11 protein-coding genes are annotated in these 15,671 nt (G+C 43.7%); 4 read left to right on the forward strand and 7 right to left on the reverse strand.

Annotated features, from left to right (window positions below; translation table 11 throughout):
* Positions 1 to 19: 19 nt before the first annotated feature.
* Entirely contained in the window at positions 20 to 1,021 is a 1,002-nt protein-coding gene (locus FM037_RS11255) for a 4-hydroxyproline epimerase (RefSeq protein WP_144046078.1), read from the reverse strand.
* 96 nt (positions 1,022 to 1,117) lie between these two features.
* Positions 1,118 to 2,032, reverse strand: a complete 915-nt coding sequence (gene dapA / locus FM037_RS11260; RefSeq protein WP_144046079.1) for a 4-hydroxy-tetrahydrodipicolinate synthase — start codon at positions 2,030 to 2,032, stop codon at positions 1,118 to 1,120.
* Between the two features lie 201 nt (positions 2,033 to 2,233).
* Between dapA and FM037_RS11265 the strand changes: the two genes are divergently transcribed.
* Positions 2,234 to 3,274, forward strand: coding sequence for a proline racemase family protein (locus FM037_RS11265; protein ID WP_144046080.1), 1,041 nt, complete (start codon positions 2,234 to 2,236; stop codon positions 3,272 to 3,274).
* 46 nt (positions 3,275 to 3,320) lie between these two features.
* Positions 3,321 to 4,601 (forward strand): NAD(P)/FAD-dependent oxidoreductase, encoded by a 1,281-nt coding sequence (locus FM037_RS11270; protein WP_144046081.1) that lies wholly within the window; start codon positions 3,321 to 3,323, stop codon positions 4,599 to 4,601.
* A 37-nt stretch (positions 4,602 to 4,638) separates the two neighbouring features.
* Here FM037_RS11270 and FM037_RS11275 read toward each other — a convergent pair whose 3' ends face one another.
* Entirely contained in the window at positions 4,639 to 4,839 is a 201-nt protein-coding gene (locus FM037_RS11275; protein ID WP_144046082.1) for a hypothetical protein, read from the reverse strand.
* 158 nt (positions 4,840 to 4,997) lie between these two features.
* On the opposite strand from FM037_RS11275, the gene FM037_RS11280 reads away from it, so the two are divergent.
* Positions 4,998 to 5,582 (forward strand): class I SAM-dependent DNA methyltransferase, encoded by a 585-nt coding sequence (locus FM037_RS11280; protein ID WP_144046083.1) that lies wholly within the window; start codon positions 4,998 to 5,000, stop codon positions 5,580 to 5,582.
* 176 nt (positions 5,583 to 5,758) lie between these two features.
* Here FM037_RS11280 and FM037_RS11285 read toward each other — a convergent pair whose 3' ends face one another.
* The 4 genes from FM037_RS11285 to FM037_RS11305 all read right to left on the reverse strand — a co-directional run bounded on the left by FM037_RS11285 (position 5,759) and on the right by FM037_RS11305 (position 14,643).
* The gene (locus tag FM037_RS11285) at positions 5,759 to 8,329 is read right to left on the reverse strand and encodes a hypothetical protein (protein ID WP_144046084.1); all 2,571 of its coding nucleotides are present in this window, start codon (positions 8,327 to 8,329) and stop codon (positions 5,759 to 5,761) included.
* A complete protein-coding gene (locus tag FM037_RS11290; RefSeq protein ID WP_144046085.1) occupies positions 8,326 to 8,754 on the reverse strand; it encodes a CesT family type III secretion system chaperone in 429 nt (142 codons plus the stop codon). The genes FM037_RS11285 and FM037_RS11290 overlap by 4 nt, the downstream gene beginning before the upstream one ends.
* A gap of 770 nt (positions 8,755 to 9,524) precedes the next feature.
* Entirely contained in the window at positions 9,525 to 12,497 is a 2,973-nt protein-coding gene (locus FM037_RS11300; protein ID WP_144046086.1) for a ricin-type beta-trefoil lectin domain protein, read from the reverse strand.
* Positions 12,498 to 13,323: 826 nt separating this feature from the next.
* Positions 13,324 to 14,643, reverse strand: coding sequence for an aminopeptidase P N-terminal domain-containing protein (locus FM037_RS11305; protein WP_144046087.1), 1,320 nt, complete (start codon positions 14,641 to 14,643; stop codon positions 13,324 to 13,326).
* Positions 14,644 to 14,902: 259 nt separating this feature from the next.
* On the opposite strand from FM037_RS11305, the gene gmhB reads away from it, so the two are divergent.
* Positions 14,903 to 15,454 carry a D-glycero-beta-D-manno-heptose 1,7-bisphosphate 7-phosphatase gene (gmhB, locus tag FM037_RS11310; protein WP_185977013.1) on the forward strand — a complete coding sequence of 184 codons (552 nt, stop codon included), beginning with the start codon at positions 14,903 to 14,905 and terminating at the stop codon, positions 15,452 to 15,454.
* The last annotated feature ends 217 nt before the right edge of the window (positions 15,455 to 15,671 follow it).

Consider the following 15,671-nt stretch of genomic DNA (forward strand, 5'->3'; position numbering starts at 1 on the left):
CTGATCTTAAGTTATGGGGTTAAGTAACTTGGAAGCCAAAGGCGTATGGGTCACTGTCATCTATGGTGATTGAGTTTTGGCCGGTTATTCTGGCCCAGCCTTGAATACTTGGCATAATCCCTCGGTATCCGCCTACAAAAGTGGCAGATTCGATGCAGCCGATAAATTGGCTGCCTATGATGCTCTCATGGGTGTATTTATCGCCAACGTTTAGCTGTCCCTTGGCATACAGCTGAGCTAAGCGAGCGCTGGTGCCAGTGCCGCAAGGGGAGCGGTCTATGGCCTTGTCGCCATAAAACACCGCATTGGCGCCATCGGAACCTTCACTGATGGTTTCGCCGGTCCAAAGAACATGAGTGATACCAGATACTGTTGGGTCATCGGGATGTACACAAGTTAACTGCTCATGGGCAATCTGGCGGACGATGGGGCTCCATCTGAGAATATCGGCAGCGGTCCAGTTTCTTAAACCAGGGAAAATGGCTTGGGGTTCGACGATGACATAATAGTTACCGCCGTATGAGACATCGACCTTGAGAGGGCCAAGTTCCGGGATATCTAAGATCACATCTTGATGGGCGAGGTAAGCGGGGACGTTGTAAATCTTGACCCAATCGATTTTCTCTCCGGTCTGCTGATATTCGATATTTATCTGACCTGCGGGCACATCTATGATGAGTTTCCCTGGCTCCTTTGCCGTCAACAAGCCTGATTCGATAGCCGCGGTGATGGTACCTATGGTGCCGTGTCCACACATGGGCAGGCAGCCACTGGTTTCGATAAACAAGATCGACGCGTCGGCGTTATCACTGCAGGGTGGATACAAAAAAGCCCCCGACATCATATCGTGGCCCCTTGGTTCGAACATCAATCCTTTGCGGATCCAATCATATTCTTTGAGAAAGTGTTGGCGCTTCTCGCTCATTGTGCGGCCCTTAAGCTCTGGATGGCCACTGGTGACCAAACGAACAGGATTGCCGCATGTATGAGCATCGACGCAAAAGTAAGTGCCTTTTAACATCTGTGCTTTACTCCGTTTCCTTCAGACCCTTAATTCTTTTTATAGTGGAGCCTCAGTTTTAGTGAGACTCCATGGGTCTTGAACCATTTTTGAGATTTAATCCAGATTGTACTTGTCTAGATCTATGCGTGTGTCCATTGCTTCTTTAATTACTTTTTCAACATAAGCACGTTCATCGCCAACCAAGGTCATGCGCGGCATACGGACATTTTCATTACCACGGCCAAGTAGTTGTTCGGCAAACTTGATGCACTGAACTAATGTTGGAATCGTGTCTAATCTAAGTAGAGGCATGAACCAACGGTAGATCTCGCGCGCTTCCTCTATGCGACCAGCACGTGCCAGTTTAAACAGGGTCACAGATTCACGTGGGAATACGTTAGTCAGGCCTGAGATCCAACCGGTAGCGCCCAATAATATGCTTTCCAGGGCGATGTCATCGACACCACAAAGTATGCTGAAACGTTCGCCGAAACGGCTCTGAAGTTCAGTTAAGCGGCGCGTATCTGTCGTTGATTCTTTAATGGCAACTATGTTCTCTTCTTCTGCAAGAATCGCTGTCATCTCCAGGTTGATATCGATACCGTAACTGACAGGATTGTTGTAGATCATGATAGGTAGCTTAGTCGAACGAGCCACGGTCTGATAATGAGCCACAACTTCACGATCGGTACCACGGTAAACCATAGCCGGTAGTAGCATTAAGCCATCTACACCTAGTTTTTCAACATCTTGAGCATAGAGACAGGCTTGTTCAGCCGTGTTTTCAGTACAACCGGTTAGTACCAAGATGCGGCCTTTAACGGTTTCTACTGTGTGCTTGATAAAGTCACGTTTCTCTTGTGGGCTAAGTGAAGCATTTTCACCAATAGTGCCTAAAGCGATGATGCCATCGATACCATCTCTGATGAGATCTTCGAGCATGCGTGCATTCGATTCATAGTTGATTGAACCGTCATCGTTGAACTGAGTAGAGATTGCTGGGAAAACACCTTGCCAATTTACTTTCATGTTTAGGGCCTCATTGAGCTATATGCTTTATATAAAAATGTAATGGATCGGAAAAACGTATTCTAAATTTGGCTTGTTCCGAAAACTTATAGTATATTGTATACAATTATTCGAAGATTAAAAGCCCCCGTCAGATTTTAATTGTCTTCGTTGTTATCAAATACTATATATTGCATACAAATTATAAGAAAGGAGTAAGCCATGCATCTGAATCATCTCCCTGCCGAATTATTAGAAAAGTGTCAACAATTCATAACAATCGATGCCCATACAGAGGGGGAGCCCCTGAGGATCATCACATCGGGTTATCCTGAGATAGTGGGTGAAACCATACTTGAGATGCGTCAATATGTAACTCGCCATATGGACAGGTACCGTACTTTGTTGATGCATGAGCCAAGAGGACACGCAGACATGTACGGGGCGCTTATTACCCGGCCTGTGACGGCAGGAGCCGATTTTGGGGTCTTGTTTCTACATAATGAAGGCTATAGCAGCATGTGTGGTCATGGCATTCTGGCCTTGGTTAAAGTCGCCTGCGAAACGGGAGCGATCAGTTTAGGTACTGATGCAAGAGTGATTAAAATCGATGCACCTGCTGGACTCATTACTGCCAAGGCGAGCCGAGACAGCCAAGGGAAAATCCACGCGAGTTTCTTAAATGTCGATTCCTGGGCCGAGTCCTTAGCGTGCACTGTGATGGTCGAAGGTTTTGGTAGGGTTAATTATGATATTGGTTTTGGCGGTGCTTATTATGCCTATGTAGATGCAGACGCCCATGGGATCTCCTGTGGTCAAGAAAATGTGGCCCAATTAATCGATATGGGTAGGCGTATCAAGCAAGCTGTGATGGCATCACATCCTTTAGTGCATCCTATTGAGGAAGATTTAAGTTTTCTCTATGGCACTATTTTTACCTCTCAAAAAGTCACAAATAAGCAGGCACATTCCCGCCATGTGTGTATTTTTGCCGACGGGGAAGTCGACAGATCGCCCACAGGTACAGGAGTGGCCGGCCGTATAGCGCTTCTGTATGCCAAAGGAGAAGTGGAGCTCAATCAAGAGCTGATGATAGAGAGTATTGTCGATGGTAGGATGATCGTCAGTGCCACTACTGAAACTGAGTTCTTTGGCAAGCAGGCGGTGATTCCAGAAGTCTCTGGCCGTTCATATATCACCGGCCGTCATCAGTTCATCATAGATCCCGATGATCTGTTTCAAAATGGCTTTATGTTGCGTTAAACCATGCTCGCTTAATAGACACTGAAATGCAGATAAGAGATTAAAGATGAGTGATAACACAAATAGCCTAGTAACAGGCAGCGTCACTATTGTAGGCGCTGGGATCATAGGATTAACGACTGGCATTGAGTTGCTGCGAGCGGGGCATAGGGTTCGAATTTTAGATAAAGAGGGAGTGGCAGCCGGCGCATCTAAAGGCAATGCCGGTCATTTTGCCACCGAGCAGATTTTTCCATTAGCCGACCCAAGTATGTTACCTAAGTTGCCGGGCATGTTGCTTGACCCTCTAGGGCCATTTCGTATTCAACCTGCATATTTCTTCAAGGCATTACCTTGGTTTATGCGATTTCTAGTGAATATGTTGCCGGGTAAGAGAAAGCACAATAGCCAAGCCATCAAGCGATTAAATCAGGCATCTATTGCTGCTCTTGTGGAGCTAACCGATTTTTGTGACTGCTCTGAGCTAATGATACTCAATGGCAGCTTGTTGGTATTCGAAGATACGCCTCTCGATGAGGTCACCAAGGAATATCGGCATTACGCAGATGCAGGCGTACAAGTTCGGTTACTTACGGGAGAGGAGGTTAGACAACTTGAGCCTTGCCTGAGTCAAACCATTACCCATGGTTTATATTTCACTCATGTTGGGCATACCAGTGATCCCTATGGTTTATGTAAAGCCTTCGCCGATAAGTTTATTGCCTTGGGCGGCGAACTGCTCATCGATGAAGTGAGCGAGATTATTGCTTCCTCTACCGATGAAGACAATGTTTCGCTACAGCTAAGCTCTGGTGAGTCGATACGCTCAGAAAACTTGCTTATTGCGTCAGGTGCCTGGTCCAAGCCTTTTGCCAAGCAGTTAGGTTACCGTGTGCCGCTGGAAACAGAGCGAGGTTACCACCTGATGATGCCGCAGAAGAGTACGCTCTCTCGCCCGGTTGCATCCTATAATCGCAAGTTTATCATCACCCCCATGCTTGATGGCACATGCCTCGCGGGAACCGTGGAGTTTGGTGGTTTACAGGCCCCGTTAGTTGAGGCTCGCGCCGATTGCTTATTTCCACACGGCAAGGCCTTGCTGCCTGAGTTATTTGCCGATGCAACAGCCGCAGATGGTGAGCGTTGGATGGGGTTCAGACCCTCGATGCCAGATAGTCTTCCTGTGCTTGGACGCAGTGAAAAACATAAAAACGTGTTCTTCTCTTTTGGTCATCAGCACCTGGGACTGACCTGGTCTGGAATTACCGCTAAGCTTGTGAGTCAAGAGATATCGGGTAAGCAAACCGCAATCGATTTGAGTGATTATCGTATCGATAGGTTTCGCTAAAGCTGCTTGCATATAGCCTAGAGAAGTCAGGTGTTTTTCAATAAAGATGAGTGACATTTTTATCTTTGTTTATTTTGTTTTGGTCGATACTTTTGCCATTCTGGTAGATCTTTTGAGCCGGAATCCAGTGATTTTTTCGTTGGGGTAAGTGATTGTTCTTGACCGTTTTCGGCGTAGTCACTTCAATAAATTCTTTATGAGTGTCTAAATCTATGAAAGTTATGCTATGTTTTCTCATACTAGCCTCCTTTGTAATATTGTATGGTCACAAATACGGTATGGCCCAGGTGTACAATTTAACTATTTTGGACTAACCCACGAACTTGGAGGCTAGCACCTCGTGGGGAGTCATTATGTCTATGCAGTCGTGAACTGTTTCAAGAATAGGAAAGTATAATGAGTGATAGTTGGGATGATTACGCTGATGGTTGGGATTCAAATTCAGATGTAATCGAGTATTCTAAAATAGCTTTTGATTCACTGTGTGAATTTATAAGTCCAGAAGGCTTAAATGTTTTAGACTTTGGCTGCGGAACTGGACAACTAACAGAAAAAATAGCTCGTGTAGCATCTTCAGTCGTTGCTATAGATTCATCACCAAAAATGATTGAAGTGTTAAAGAATAAGAATATCCATAATGTAAATTCACTATCATGCGAAATTTCAAGAAACTCGATCAATGAAAATCCTATTTTTAAGCCTGGTTTTGATTTAATTGTTGCGTCATCTGTTTGTGCTTTTGTTCCTAATTACGAGAAAACATTATCCGACCTTAAGCTTCTTTTAAAGGAAGGCGGTATATTTATCCAGTGGGATTGGAAGCGAAGCAATGAGGATGATGATTTTGGTTTTACCAATGAAATAATTACAAATGCCTATTCAAATGTAGGCCTTTCACTTGTACGTGTGTCAGAAGAGTTTTCGCTAACAAGTGAAAAAGGCACCATGCAAGTGTTAATGGGAGTAGCAAGCAATGCATAACGAGTGACTATGGTGTCAAACCTTAAGAGCTAATTCATTTTTGGGTTCCACATGCACTATCTTTAATCATTAAATGGCTTTCAGGTACAGCCAATGATGGCCATTTTTTTTGGTTTTCCAGAGTGCATGCTCAGATTACACTTTGGACCAGTAAACTGTAATGGTTATCTTATAAACTAGTTCATTGAGGTTTTTAAATTAAAGAGATCGAACCAATTTGCTAGCTTTTGTTTTTCCTCTTGAAGCATGGCTGGAGTTTGCTGACCAAGCTTATTCAGATCGAGCTGTGAAGAGTTTCTATCATAAATCAGTTTTGCCCACTCTTTTGCCCAGTCTTCTAATTTATAAATGGTAGCGTTCGCCTGTGAAGTCTGCTGTTCTGGTTTTGAGTCCTGCTTAACAGGACGGGTGATCTGAAAGTCAATCTCTGTTTTATCTAGTTTCTTAATATGCATTCCTTCATCTGATTTACCTGTCACTAGGTACATTTGCGAGGATTGTTCTCCCACTTTCAGTTTCAGTAAGTCGTATTTTTCGCATGAATCATACAGGGGTTGGTTGTCAGATATAAGTTGAACAACTTTGTTTGGGTCGTACCGAAAGCCCACATCGTTCCCCTCTAATTGCATACTAAAGGTATCTAATTCGAGCTTATTAGCGATGCCAGCCGATTCGATAAGTGTAGTTACCTGATAGTCATAAAACGGGATCATGAACCCTTTGCCCCCAAATGACAGGCCTTCGTTCATAGACCCTTCACCGGAATATACTGATGGGATATCTGCATGTTTCATAATGGCGTTGACGAGAGTGTTGTTGAAAAAACCTTGAACGATCACAGCTTCCTTTCCGGACTGTGTTTTTAAATGGAATTGTTTGTAGTCACTACCACTCACGTTAAAGCTTGCTTTTGGTGTGAGCTCCAGACCTGCTTCACTTGCCTGTTCCGATAACGCTTCGATCTTTCCTGTTGCTAAAATGATGGGTTTGTCGACGTTCGCTTGCTCTGTCATCGCTTTGAGAATATCAGCAAGAACACGCTTCCCTACGCTTAAATTTTGACCTTCATGGACGTCATCGTAACGGTAAAACTGTCGCTGATTAATCACCTGAGAATTTTCACGAGCCATCATCAGACCGAAGCGCTCTTTGATAATTGAATCAAATGAGGCGTCATTGGAAGGGGTTTGTGTTTGGCCGAGAGTATGCTGGATAATACTCGAGAGTACATCTTTGATTTCCTGTTGGTTAGCATCCACGTCAGCATTGGGAATGCCAAAACCTATAGCGCCGCGAGATAAACCGGTGAAGTACGCATCATCCACCATGCTCACTCCAGCCATTCCTCCAATTTCACCTACTCTCAACACGTTTTCGTCTTTGGATACGGACTGGAAAACAGATCCCACATTATATTGAATTTCAAATTTTGGTTTGTGGTCTTGGGCTATTTCCGAGACCAATCGATAGCTGTAATTGGGATCCCATTGGCGATTAGCATTATGGTGCGTGATAACTTTAATGTCCTTATCTAGCAACTTGTCTAGTGTGCTGTTGGCAATGGAGTATCGGTAAAAATGCGCATAAGCGTCGATACGTTCTTTTAACTCAGGATGCTTGGAAGTAATTGATTTATAGAGCATCTGGAAGTTCACTAGATCACCAAACCCAGCAATGGCGTAGCCAGTCATTAAAATTCGGCCTTCGCTGTTTAGAAGCTTTTCACAAAATCTCTCAACTTCCTGTTGATGTTGCTTAGTGAGTAATTCAGAGTCGTCGACAGTATCAAAGTTATTGATACTGTACTTTTCACTCATTAAATCTTGCTTCAGATTCATTGGTTTTTGAGTATCAAAAGCTAACGAAATGCCTTTGTGCGTAACCAGAATTTTTTCATCGGCTAAGAGCGCTGTCTCTTTGTTTTTCAGGCGTGTATTGATGTCTGATGGGGCATTTGGGTACTCAAAATGCGAGCCAGTATTAGTGTAGTTTTGCAGTTTTTTGGCCACTTCCTGATCCGTTGTTTCTGCATTGATACCGATTTTTTCAAGCGTCTTGAGGAAAGACCCTAAGCGAAAAAATTCAGCTTTCTCTTGTTGATTAAATTTCAGAAAAGTGTCCGATAGCGCTGGTTCCATCAGCTTCTCTTCTGGTGTTCTCAATGCTGGATATTCATCTGTACCATAGTGAACAATTTTGACTGTAGTGCCAGACTTGTCGAGATGCAGCCCCGTGTATGTCCGGTCAGCATCTTTCAGGAAGTTGAAGAGTTTTCCTATCCCCGATGTGTCGTCAGTTTGAGGCATTTGAAGCTGATCCTTAATGTCAATTTGATATTTTTCAAACAAATTGGAGGATCTGATCACTGTGTTCGGCCCAGTGTGATCATAACTGGGCATATTGGTGAACTGACCATGGGTAAAATTACTTAAGTGGTGATCTTCAAATTTGCTTGTGTCAAGCTTATGCAACACCAATAATTGCTCCCATTGATACCGTATCTCTTTTATGTTCTCTGGTGTTAAGGCGGTACCGTTCATTACTGGCACCGTATTATTCCTTGCTGGAGCCTCGGCCGCTGAAAACTGGAGATTTAAATCTGAAGCCAAGTCTTTCAAATCTTTATTTACAGCATTCTGGGCTAATGATCCTATTTGATTTCCAGAAGTGGTGAATGACGCTGAGTTGATATCAGTATTGGTACTGTGATTAACATTTGTCACCATACTATTCGAAGTTACTTTCATGCCAATGTACCTATTAAATTATGCAAATTAATAGTCTCACCTACTTGATTTTGTGTACTGTAATCTTTTTTTAGCTGGTCAATTTTTGAAGAAAAATGATACATCAAATTAGTGAAGCCAATCTGATCTAAAGAACTTATATCCCTGGAATGGGATAAAACAAGCTTGTTGTCAATTAAACTTATCCAGCAACCTTCCATCTTTTTCGCATTTGCATTATCAATTAAAGCTCGTTCAAGCAATCCATTGAAATGACCATCGTTGATATTATGAAATGGGCCAATTACAGTTAATTGATAGTTTTCACTTACAAAAAATAAGCTGAACTCAATGTTTAAATCCTTTTGTATGATGTTACAGACACCATCATTTATAGAAAAATCAGGGTTGATATCTTTTAACCACTCTTCAATTTTGCTATCCATACCACTCCCTCTGTTAACTGTTAATTATTGGTCAATAAAGGTAACGATAATAGAGCTGGAAGATTAGATATATCAGAAAAAATCGACACTTTTTATAAAGTGATTGGACCACAAACACAATTTGAGAATACCCCGTGTTATAACTTTATATCATATTGTATTATATGGATTTTTAAATAAACAGAGACACTCAAGATTATTGGTTAAACTTTTCCTATCGAAGCTAAGCTTCGATTGTTACTTACTGTAGGAGCTTGGTATGCCCGGACTACGAAGCACTCAAATAAGTATTGAAGACACAGCTTTCTACTATTGCTGTAGTAGAACCGTTAGACGAGCCTACTTTACGGGAGTTGATGATTTTACAGGGAAATATTATAAGCACAGGCTTGGTTGGATTGAAGCTTAAGGTATAACATTTAGCGGAGGGAGATTAGCAATGGACAGTATGAGTTTAGATACTGCTATTTTTATCTCTGGTAAGATTTGTCTTCTTCATTTTTTGGTATGAATTAAGGCTTAATAATCAGTAATAAATAACCAAGATACCTTTGAAATCTATACTGAAATGAGTGATGCACTTCTACTTTGAACAAGGGCAACCATCTTCCTTAGAATAAGAATGGATGATGGGATGGAGCTCCCTAATTCTGCGTCAATACGCCAAACTGATGCTTTACCCTTAGCGCCTTAAGATGGTGCTCATTTTTCTTGCCGGGCGAGAAATATGAGCACTTATGCGAGTTGCACTTAAGCGAATGACATTTTAGTTAGTTTATCACTGTGCGCCATCTTTGGTTTGACCCTGAGTTATAGTCCCAAATGGTGATCTCTGAGCGATCACTATTTCCATTGGCATCGATGACCTTGTTGTGATTTAAACGGGAACGGAAATATCCACCATCATGCTCCCATTGTTGACTCTTCTCATTGTTACAATCTGAGATGATGATGGGAGTGTTGTTAGCTGTGTTTGCCCCTTCGAGTGCAACGCACTTGTTCCAGTTGAGTTTGCTGCGAATATTGCCCAGCTTAGGATCGTAGAACCACTGTTGATTATTAGCCCCGTGGCAGCGATCGAGCTGCAAGCTGTTGCCATTGCTGAGGTTGCCATAGGGGATATCTAAACAGCGGCCACCTTGATGGGTACGTAAGGTCGACCATGAGTAGACTTCCCTCTCAGTGCGCAACTCCCATGCCTGACTATTACTGCCGTCAAAGGTCCATGAGCCGATGAAATTGGTGTTACTCGACCCCCATACGTCTATGACATAGTTTTGATCTTGCTTGGCTCTTAACCAGTAGCCGTCGTAGACCCATCGTTGATTATCGTTGTTATTACATCTGCTGATCCCGATGTTGCCGTCCTTGTATGTTTGACCTCGATTATCAAGACACATATTCGGATCGACCCGGTTGCGCAGTGTTTGACTTGATCTGTCATAGAGCCATTGCTGGTCGTCAGACTGATGTTGGCAGTCATACTGCTGTACGGCTTGGCCGTCGGTGACGCCGTTATCCTCTCCGGCAATATCGATACACTTGCCATTACCCCAGTTAACCACCCGAACATACAGCTCTAGTGGGTTGTGATAATCGCGATTGTCATTCGCTTCGGCTCGCTCCCACATTTGTAAATAGGCTTCGGCCGAATTCATGATAGATTCATAGATACGAGCGGGGGCCTGTTCACGAATATCTTGCAGGTGATCGGCGACCATGCCGTAATGGGCCATACCATCATTGTTGTAATCGTAGCTGCGATTGCCTGATTGCTGTCTGTCAAATTGCAAACCAAACTCAGAGGTAAAAGGGTATTTAAGCGGATTCGTTTGGGCGTCATCACGGGGCCCAGGTTGGTTACCTAGTCCACTCATGTCGGTCGCAAAACTGACACCGTGAACGAAGGGCGTTTTTTCAACCTCATCGAGATATTGAGATATGGTGTTGGCGATATCGGTCGATGTCCAATTGTAGGGAGTGACGAAGCCGCCCACTTGCACCGCACGTTTTAGGTTGTTGTGTAATTCGCCATTCTTACCTGCAGTCATCCAGCTGTGTGAAGAGATCACGCCGTTGTAGTGCCTGGCTTCTACTATGTCCATCACCGAGGAGGCCGTTTTTTCACTCATATGATCGAGTTCGATCAACATCTTCTTATCTATCATGCGATTGACCAGGTATACCCCAAGCTCTGACAAGCCTTGTTGGTTACAATTTTCGACGCCAGGCTCATATTGAGGATTGGCAATCGTGTTGGCTATATCGCCGATGACGGGTATACCGCCGAGCAGGGGAAAGCCGGATGTCATCTCAGGGCCATGGGTAAATGCATCACATTCATTGGTGTCGAACGCATACCCTGTGCTGAGTACCTGTCCCACGTTAATCAGGCTGTCCTCGACACGGGAACCGCCGAATTTATTGTCAAATTTATGTGTAGGATAGATAACCCTTATTCCTAAATCATAGACCTCTTGTAGCTGCTTTTCGACATCAAATCTGTTGCAAGTGTCCTTAAGTCCGCAGTTGAAAGTCTCTGAGGCTTCGATTCCCATGAGCACGGCTAATTTGCCCTCTGCTATCACCTCTCGGGCTTGCTCCGGTGAGGTGATCAGACGGAAGAAACCTTTACCGATACCACCGGCTTGTGCATCTATGTAGGTTTGCATTTCATTGAGTCGTTGTACCTGCAGACGAATGCTGTCCATGGTATTACAACTGTTATGTCCGACCCATGCAGCTGGGTTTACCGTGGATTGAAGCTTACATAACACCTCATTTTCCACCAGGTTGGTGACGATCATACGTTGACCACTCAGGTAGGCCCGCTCCATCCATTTATAGTAGTAGCCCATATGGCTCATCTGTTGGTAATTAGGCCAGTGTGGAAATTCTGGCCAGCCACGGGTGTCATAGCGGTAGTTCACATCATTGTAGGCCATTAAGTTGCCAATAATATCCAGCGCGCCCCAACTACCATGGATATCGCTGCTGTCGCTGAGTGCCGTTTCTACACCGAAACGGTGAAATGGGTACCCGTGCATGAAACGGCCGCCCATAAATTCATAGGACGTGATGTGGGTGTGGGGATCGATAAAGCCGCGCACTGGCATATCGGAATCGCCCTTCAGGGCTTTAATATTGCCAGTGACATTGGTTTGGATCTCCGGGAATGGTCGACAATTCGTTTGCTGAACCAGTTCGAAGTCGGTTTCGCTGGTGTAATTATAGGGATTTAAAGCGTCCACGAAGTACAAGCTATCTGAGCTGTAGTTATGGCGCACGTCTCTGTCTAAGCCGGTTACTCTAAGTCGATAACGAAATGTCCCATCGGTTTGTTCGATCGCTGTGGTTTTCCATTCGGCAAACTTTCCTGCATAGGTGCCGGCGGTGATGTTAAAGGGTAAACGGGCTGCCAGATAATAGCTGTCTTGATCTGTCATCATGTAGTGATCTAAACCCGTAGGTTTAAAGTAAAAACGGCCGGCATCTTGTAAGCTGGTACTTAGGAAGCCATAACTTTGGCCATCGTTCACAGTGCCGCCACTGGTATAACGCTTCACGAACTTATTGGTCTGTGGGGATCTAATCGAGTAACAGCCCTGGGCCAATGAGTGAACCGGGCTGTCGGCTGTCGATAGAGGGTTACTTTGGAGATATTCAGTTGTTGCCCAGGATGTGCTTACCGCCGAGACTCCGGCTGTAAACATGAGTAGTCGAACTAATGATCTAATCTGCATTATTCCATGTCCTTTTTTATTATGATGTATTTCTTATTTTTAATGAGTGGTTAACCTAGCCACTCGGTGAAGAGTTGCAAAATCATCAATAATTTTATTGCAGCATAGAAATGATTACAGCGGATGGTTTTGAACGTCACTAATAAACTTAAACACTTGTTTTATTATTTATATAGTAGGAAAGTACTATTTTTATTATCAGGTGTTTATAGGAGGATAAATAGAGTCGGGTAAATGTATCGAGTTGATCAGTTTCTGGCTTATATATCTGGATTTTATATAGGGAATGAAAAACTATCTGGTTATTTAAAACACTTATCACCTTATGGTTTTATGATGATTATATTCTTAGCCTTACGCTTGAATTTAACTTGGTGAGTCCGTTAAGCTTATGAAGTTATCATTGTTTTTATTTCCACATAATGGTCACTATAATTGTTCTTAGTGCTTGTATCGAGGGAGTACAGTTGATCTTCGTAGAGTTGTGAATTCCGACTGTTTTAAACTGTAATATATGTGACTAACTATTGTGGAATAATAGACCTTAAATTGTAACCTGAATGTTCGTGTATATATTCATCGCAAATATTATTTTAAATGCTATTAATTTTAGTTGAGATTATTTGTTATGCTTTTATATTATATAAGGCGAGAGGGAACTGAGGTGTTATTTTATAACCGAGCTTAAATTAGTGGTAATAGTGAAGTGCATAGTGCTAGAATTTGTTGAGTGTGGATTTAGCTAGATCACCGTGAAGCGGCGTCTAGCTATAAAGGGCTGGTGCCAGGATTAAAAAACCTCCTGAGAGGGACATATTAATCATATTTATCTGGTCATAATGGCTTCAATTTCGCTTATTGTTCTGGGTACACCTGCCGATAGGTTTTCATGACCAGCTTCGGTAACCAAAATATCATCTTCGATACGGATCCCCATGCCCAGATACGCTTCAGGGACATCAGTTGCTGATAATGGAATATAGATCCCAGGTTCAATAGTAAAAACCATTCCAGCTTCTAGCTTACGCCACTGATCTTGTTCATCGTGATAGGGACCCACATCGTGGACATCCATGCCAAGCCAATGACCCGTCTTGTGAACGGTGAAACGTTTATAGGTTTCATTTTTCATGACGTCATCGATATTGCCATTTAATAGGCCAAGTTCCAGTAAGCCTTTAGCCATCACTTCCATACAAGTTTCATGTAGGCTGTTCCAACTCGCGCCAGGTTTGACTTCAGCTATGGCGGCATCTAAAGCGCTTAATACTAGCTGATAGATGGCTTTTTGTTCGGTGGTGAACTTACCATTCACCGGATAGCTGCGAGTGATATCCGATGCGTAGTGAGCAAGTTCGGCGCCTGCATCGATAAGCAATATCTGTCCATCTTCGACGGTGCAGCAGTTCTCTTCATAATGCAGGCAGCAGGCATTGTTGCCCGAGGCAACGATATTGGGGTAGGCCACATCGGTAGCGCCATATTTGGCTATGGTAAAATTAAAGGTGGCGGCGAGTTCGGCTTCGTTGACCCCAGGTTTACAGGCTTTCATGACGGCCTCGTGGCCGTCGGTAGAGGCTTTGACTGCGGCCTTGATCTTAGCTATCTCATCTGGACTCTTTAACACTCTCATAGGATGAAGCACCTTGGCCAAGGGGCTCAGGCTGAGATGGTGTTTGATTGTGTCGAAAGAGGCGGTGTTACGCTGATGATTCATCCAGCCGATGACTTGGCTTGAGAAACGACCCAATTCATCACCAATGAAAATGTGTCGCTGCGTTGTTAACTGTGACAGAAGTACTGTCTCTAACTTGGCAACATCATAAGCCTCATCGGCGTTAAAATCTGTTATGGCTCCATCGACACCGGCGCGTTCTCCGAAGCTGACTTCCTGGGCTTTATCTTTGGGACGGCAAAATAAGCTGTATTTAAAGCCTGAATCTTGACTTTTATCGGAGCAGAGTAGGGCCACCGCATCGGGTTCATTGAAGCCTGTTAGATATAGAAAGTCATTGTCTTGTCTGAAATGATACTTGATGTTCTTACTGCGAACTTTCTGCTGATAGCCAACAAGAATGACAATACTGCCTTCAGGGAGTTGCTCGAACAGGGCTTTTCTTCTTGTTTGGTATAGATCACTGCTCATTTTATAAGTCTCTTCATTGGTGTACTTATGTGAACTCACCTTGCGATAAGCCTCATTACACTGTTGCTGGTGTTTACTTGAGCCAGCCGTGTGAATCGTGCTTTTCCTGGCGAACCCCAAATATAGACATAGTGGTAAAACTAGCATGTTTGTATATTTTATTCAGTGTAAATATTCTTAAGATTAATCGATAAGTTCGCGGTGCAATATGCTTCAATGGATGGGATAATGTCTGGAATCAGACTTAGGAGTTAAACACGTGAGCCCAGCAGTTTTTTTAGACAGAGACGGTGTGATCAATATAGATCACGGTTATGTGCATCAAGTTGATGACTTTGAATATGTAGAGGGCGTGTTCGATGCGTGTCGCTCTCTTAAAGAGATGGGGTATAAGCTGGCGGTAGTCACTAACCAATCGGGTATTGCGCGTGGTATGTATAGCGAAGATCAATTTCATACCCTGACAGAATGGATGGATTGGAACTTTGTCGATAAAGGCGTCGAGCTTGATGGCATCTATTATTGCCCACATCACGCCGAGCAGGGCGTAGGTGATTACAAGCAAGATTGTGATTGCCGCAAACCTAAACCTGGCATGATGTTGACCGCGGCCAAGTTTCTTAAGGTCGATCTTAGTCAATCAGTCATGGTGGGAGACAAGCGCGATGATATGTTGGCGGCAAAAGCGGCCGGGATCCCGACTCGCATATTGGTTCGTACCGGCAAGTCGGTCACCGATGAAGCCATAGCTGCCGCAAGTGTGGTACTCGATTCCATTGCCGATGTGCCTGACTATCTGAAGAGCCTTTAATCAAATCCTCTCCATGCGAAGAGCCTTGGGTTATTTATCGAGAGATAAAGCGCTTCATGCTGGCTGACTTCAGCAATCCAGCTCGTTTTACTGAGGTTTTATTAGGGCTTTACTGGCTTAGCAATGGGATTCGCGATGGAAATAGTACGGGATTTAGACGTATTGTTTGATATGTGAGCGCTTGAGTCGTTTTTATAAAACTATCCCATTAAAGGGG

This window comes from Shewanella psychropiezotolerans (assembly GCF_007197555.1).
GTDB classification, from domain to species: Bacteria; Pseudomonadota; Gammaproteobacteria; order Enterobacterales; family Shewanellaceae; genus Shewanella; species Shewanella psychropiezotolerans.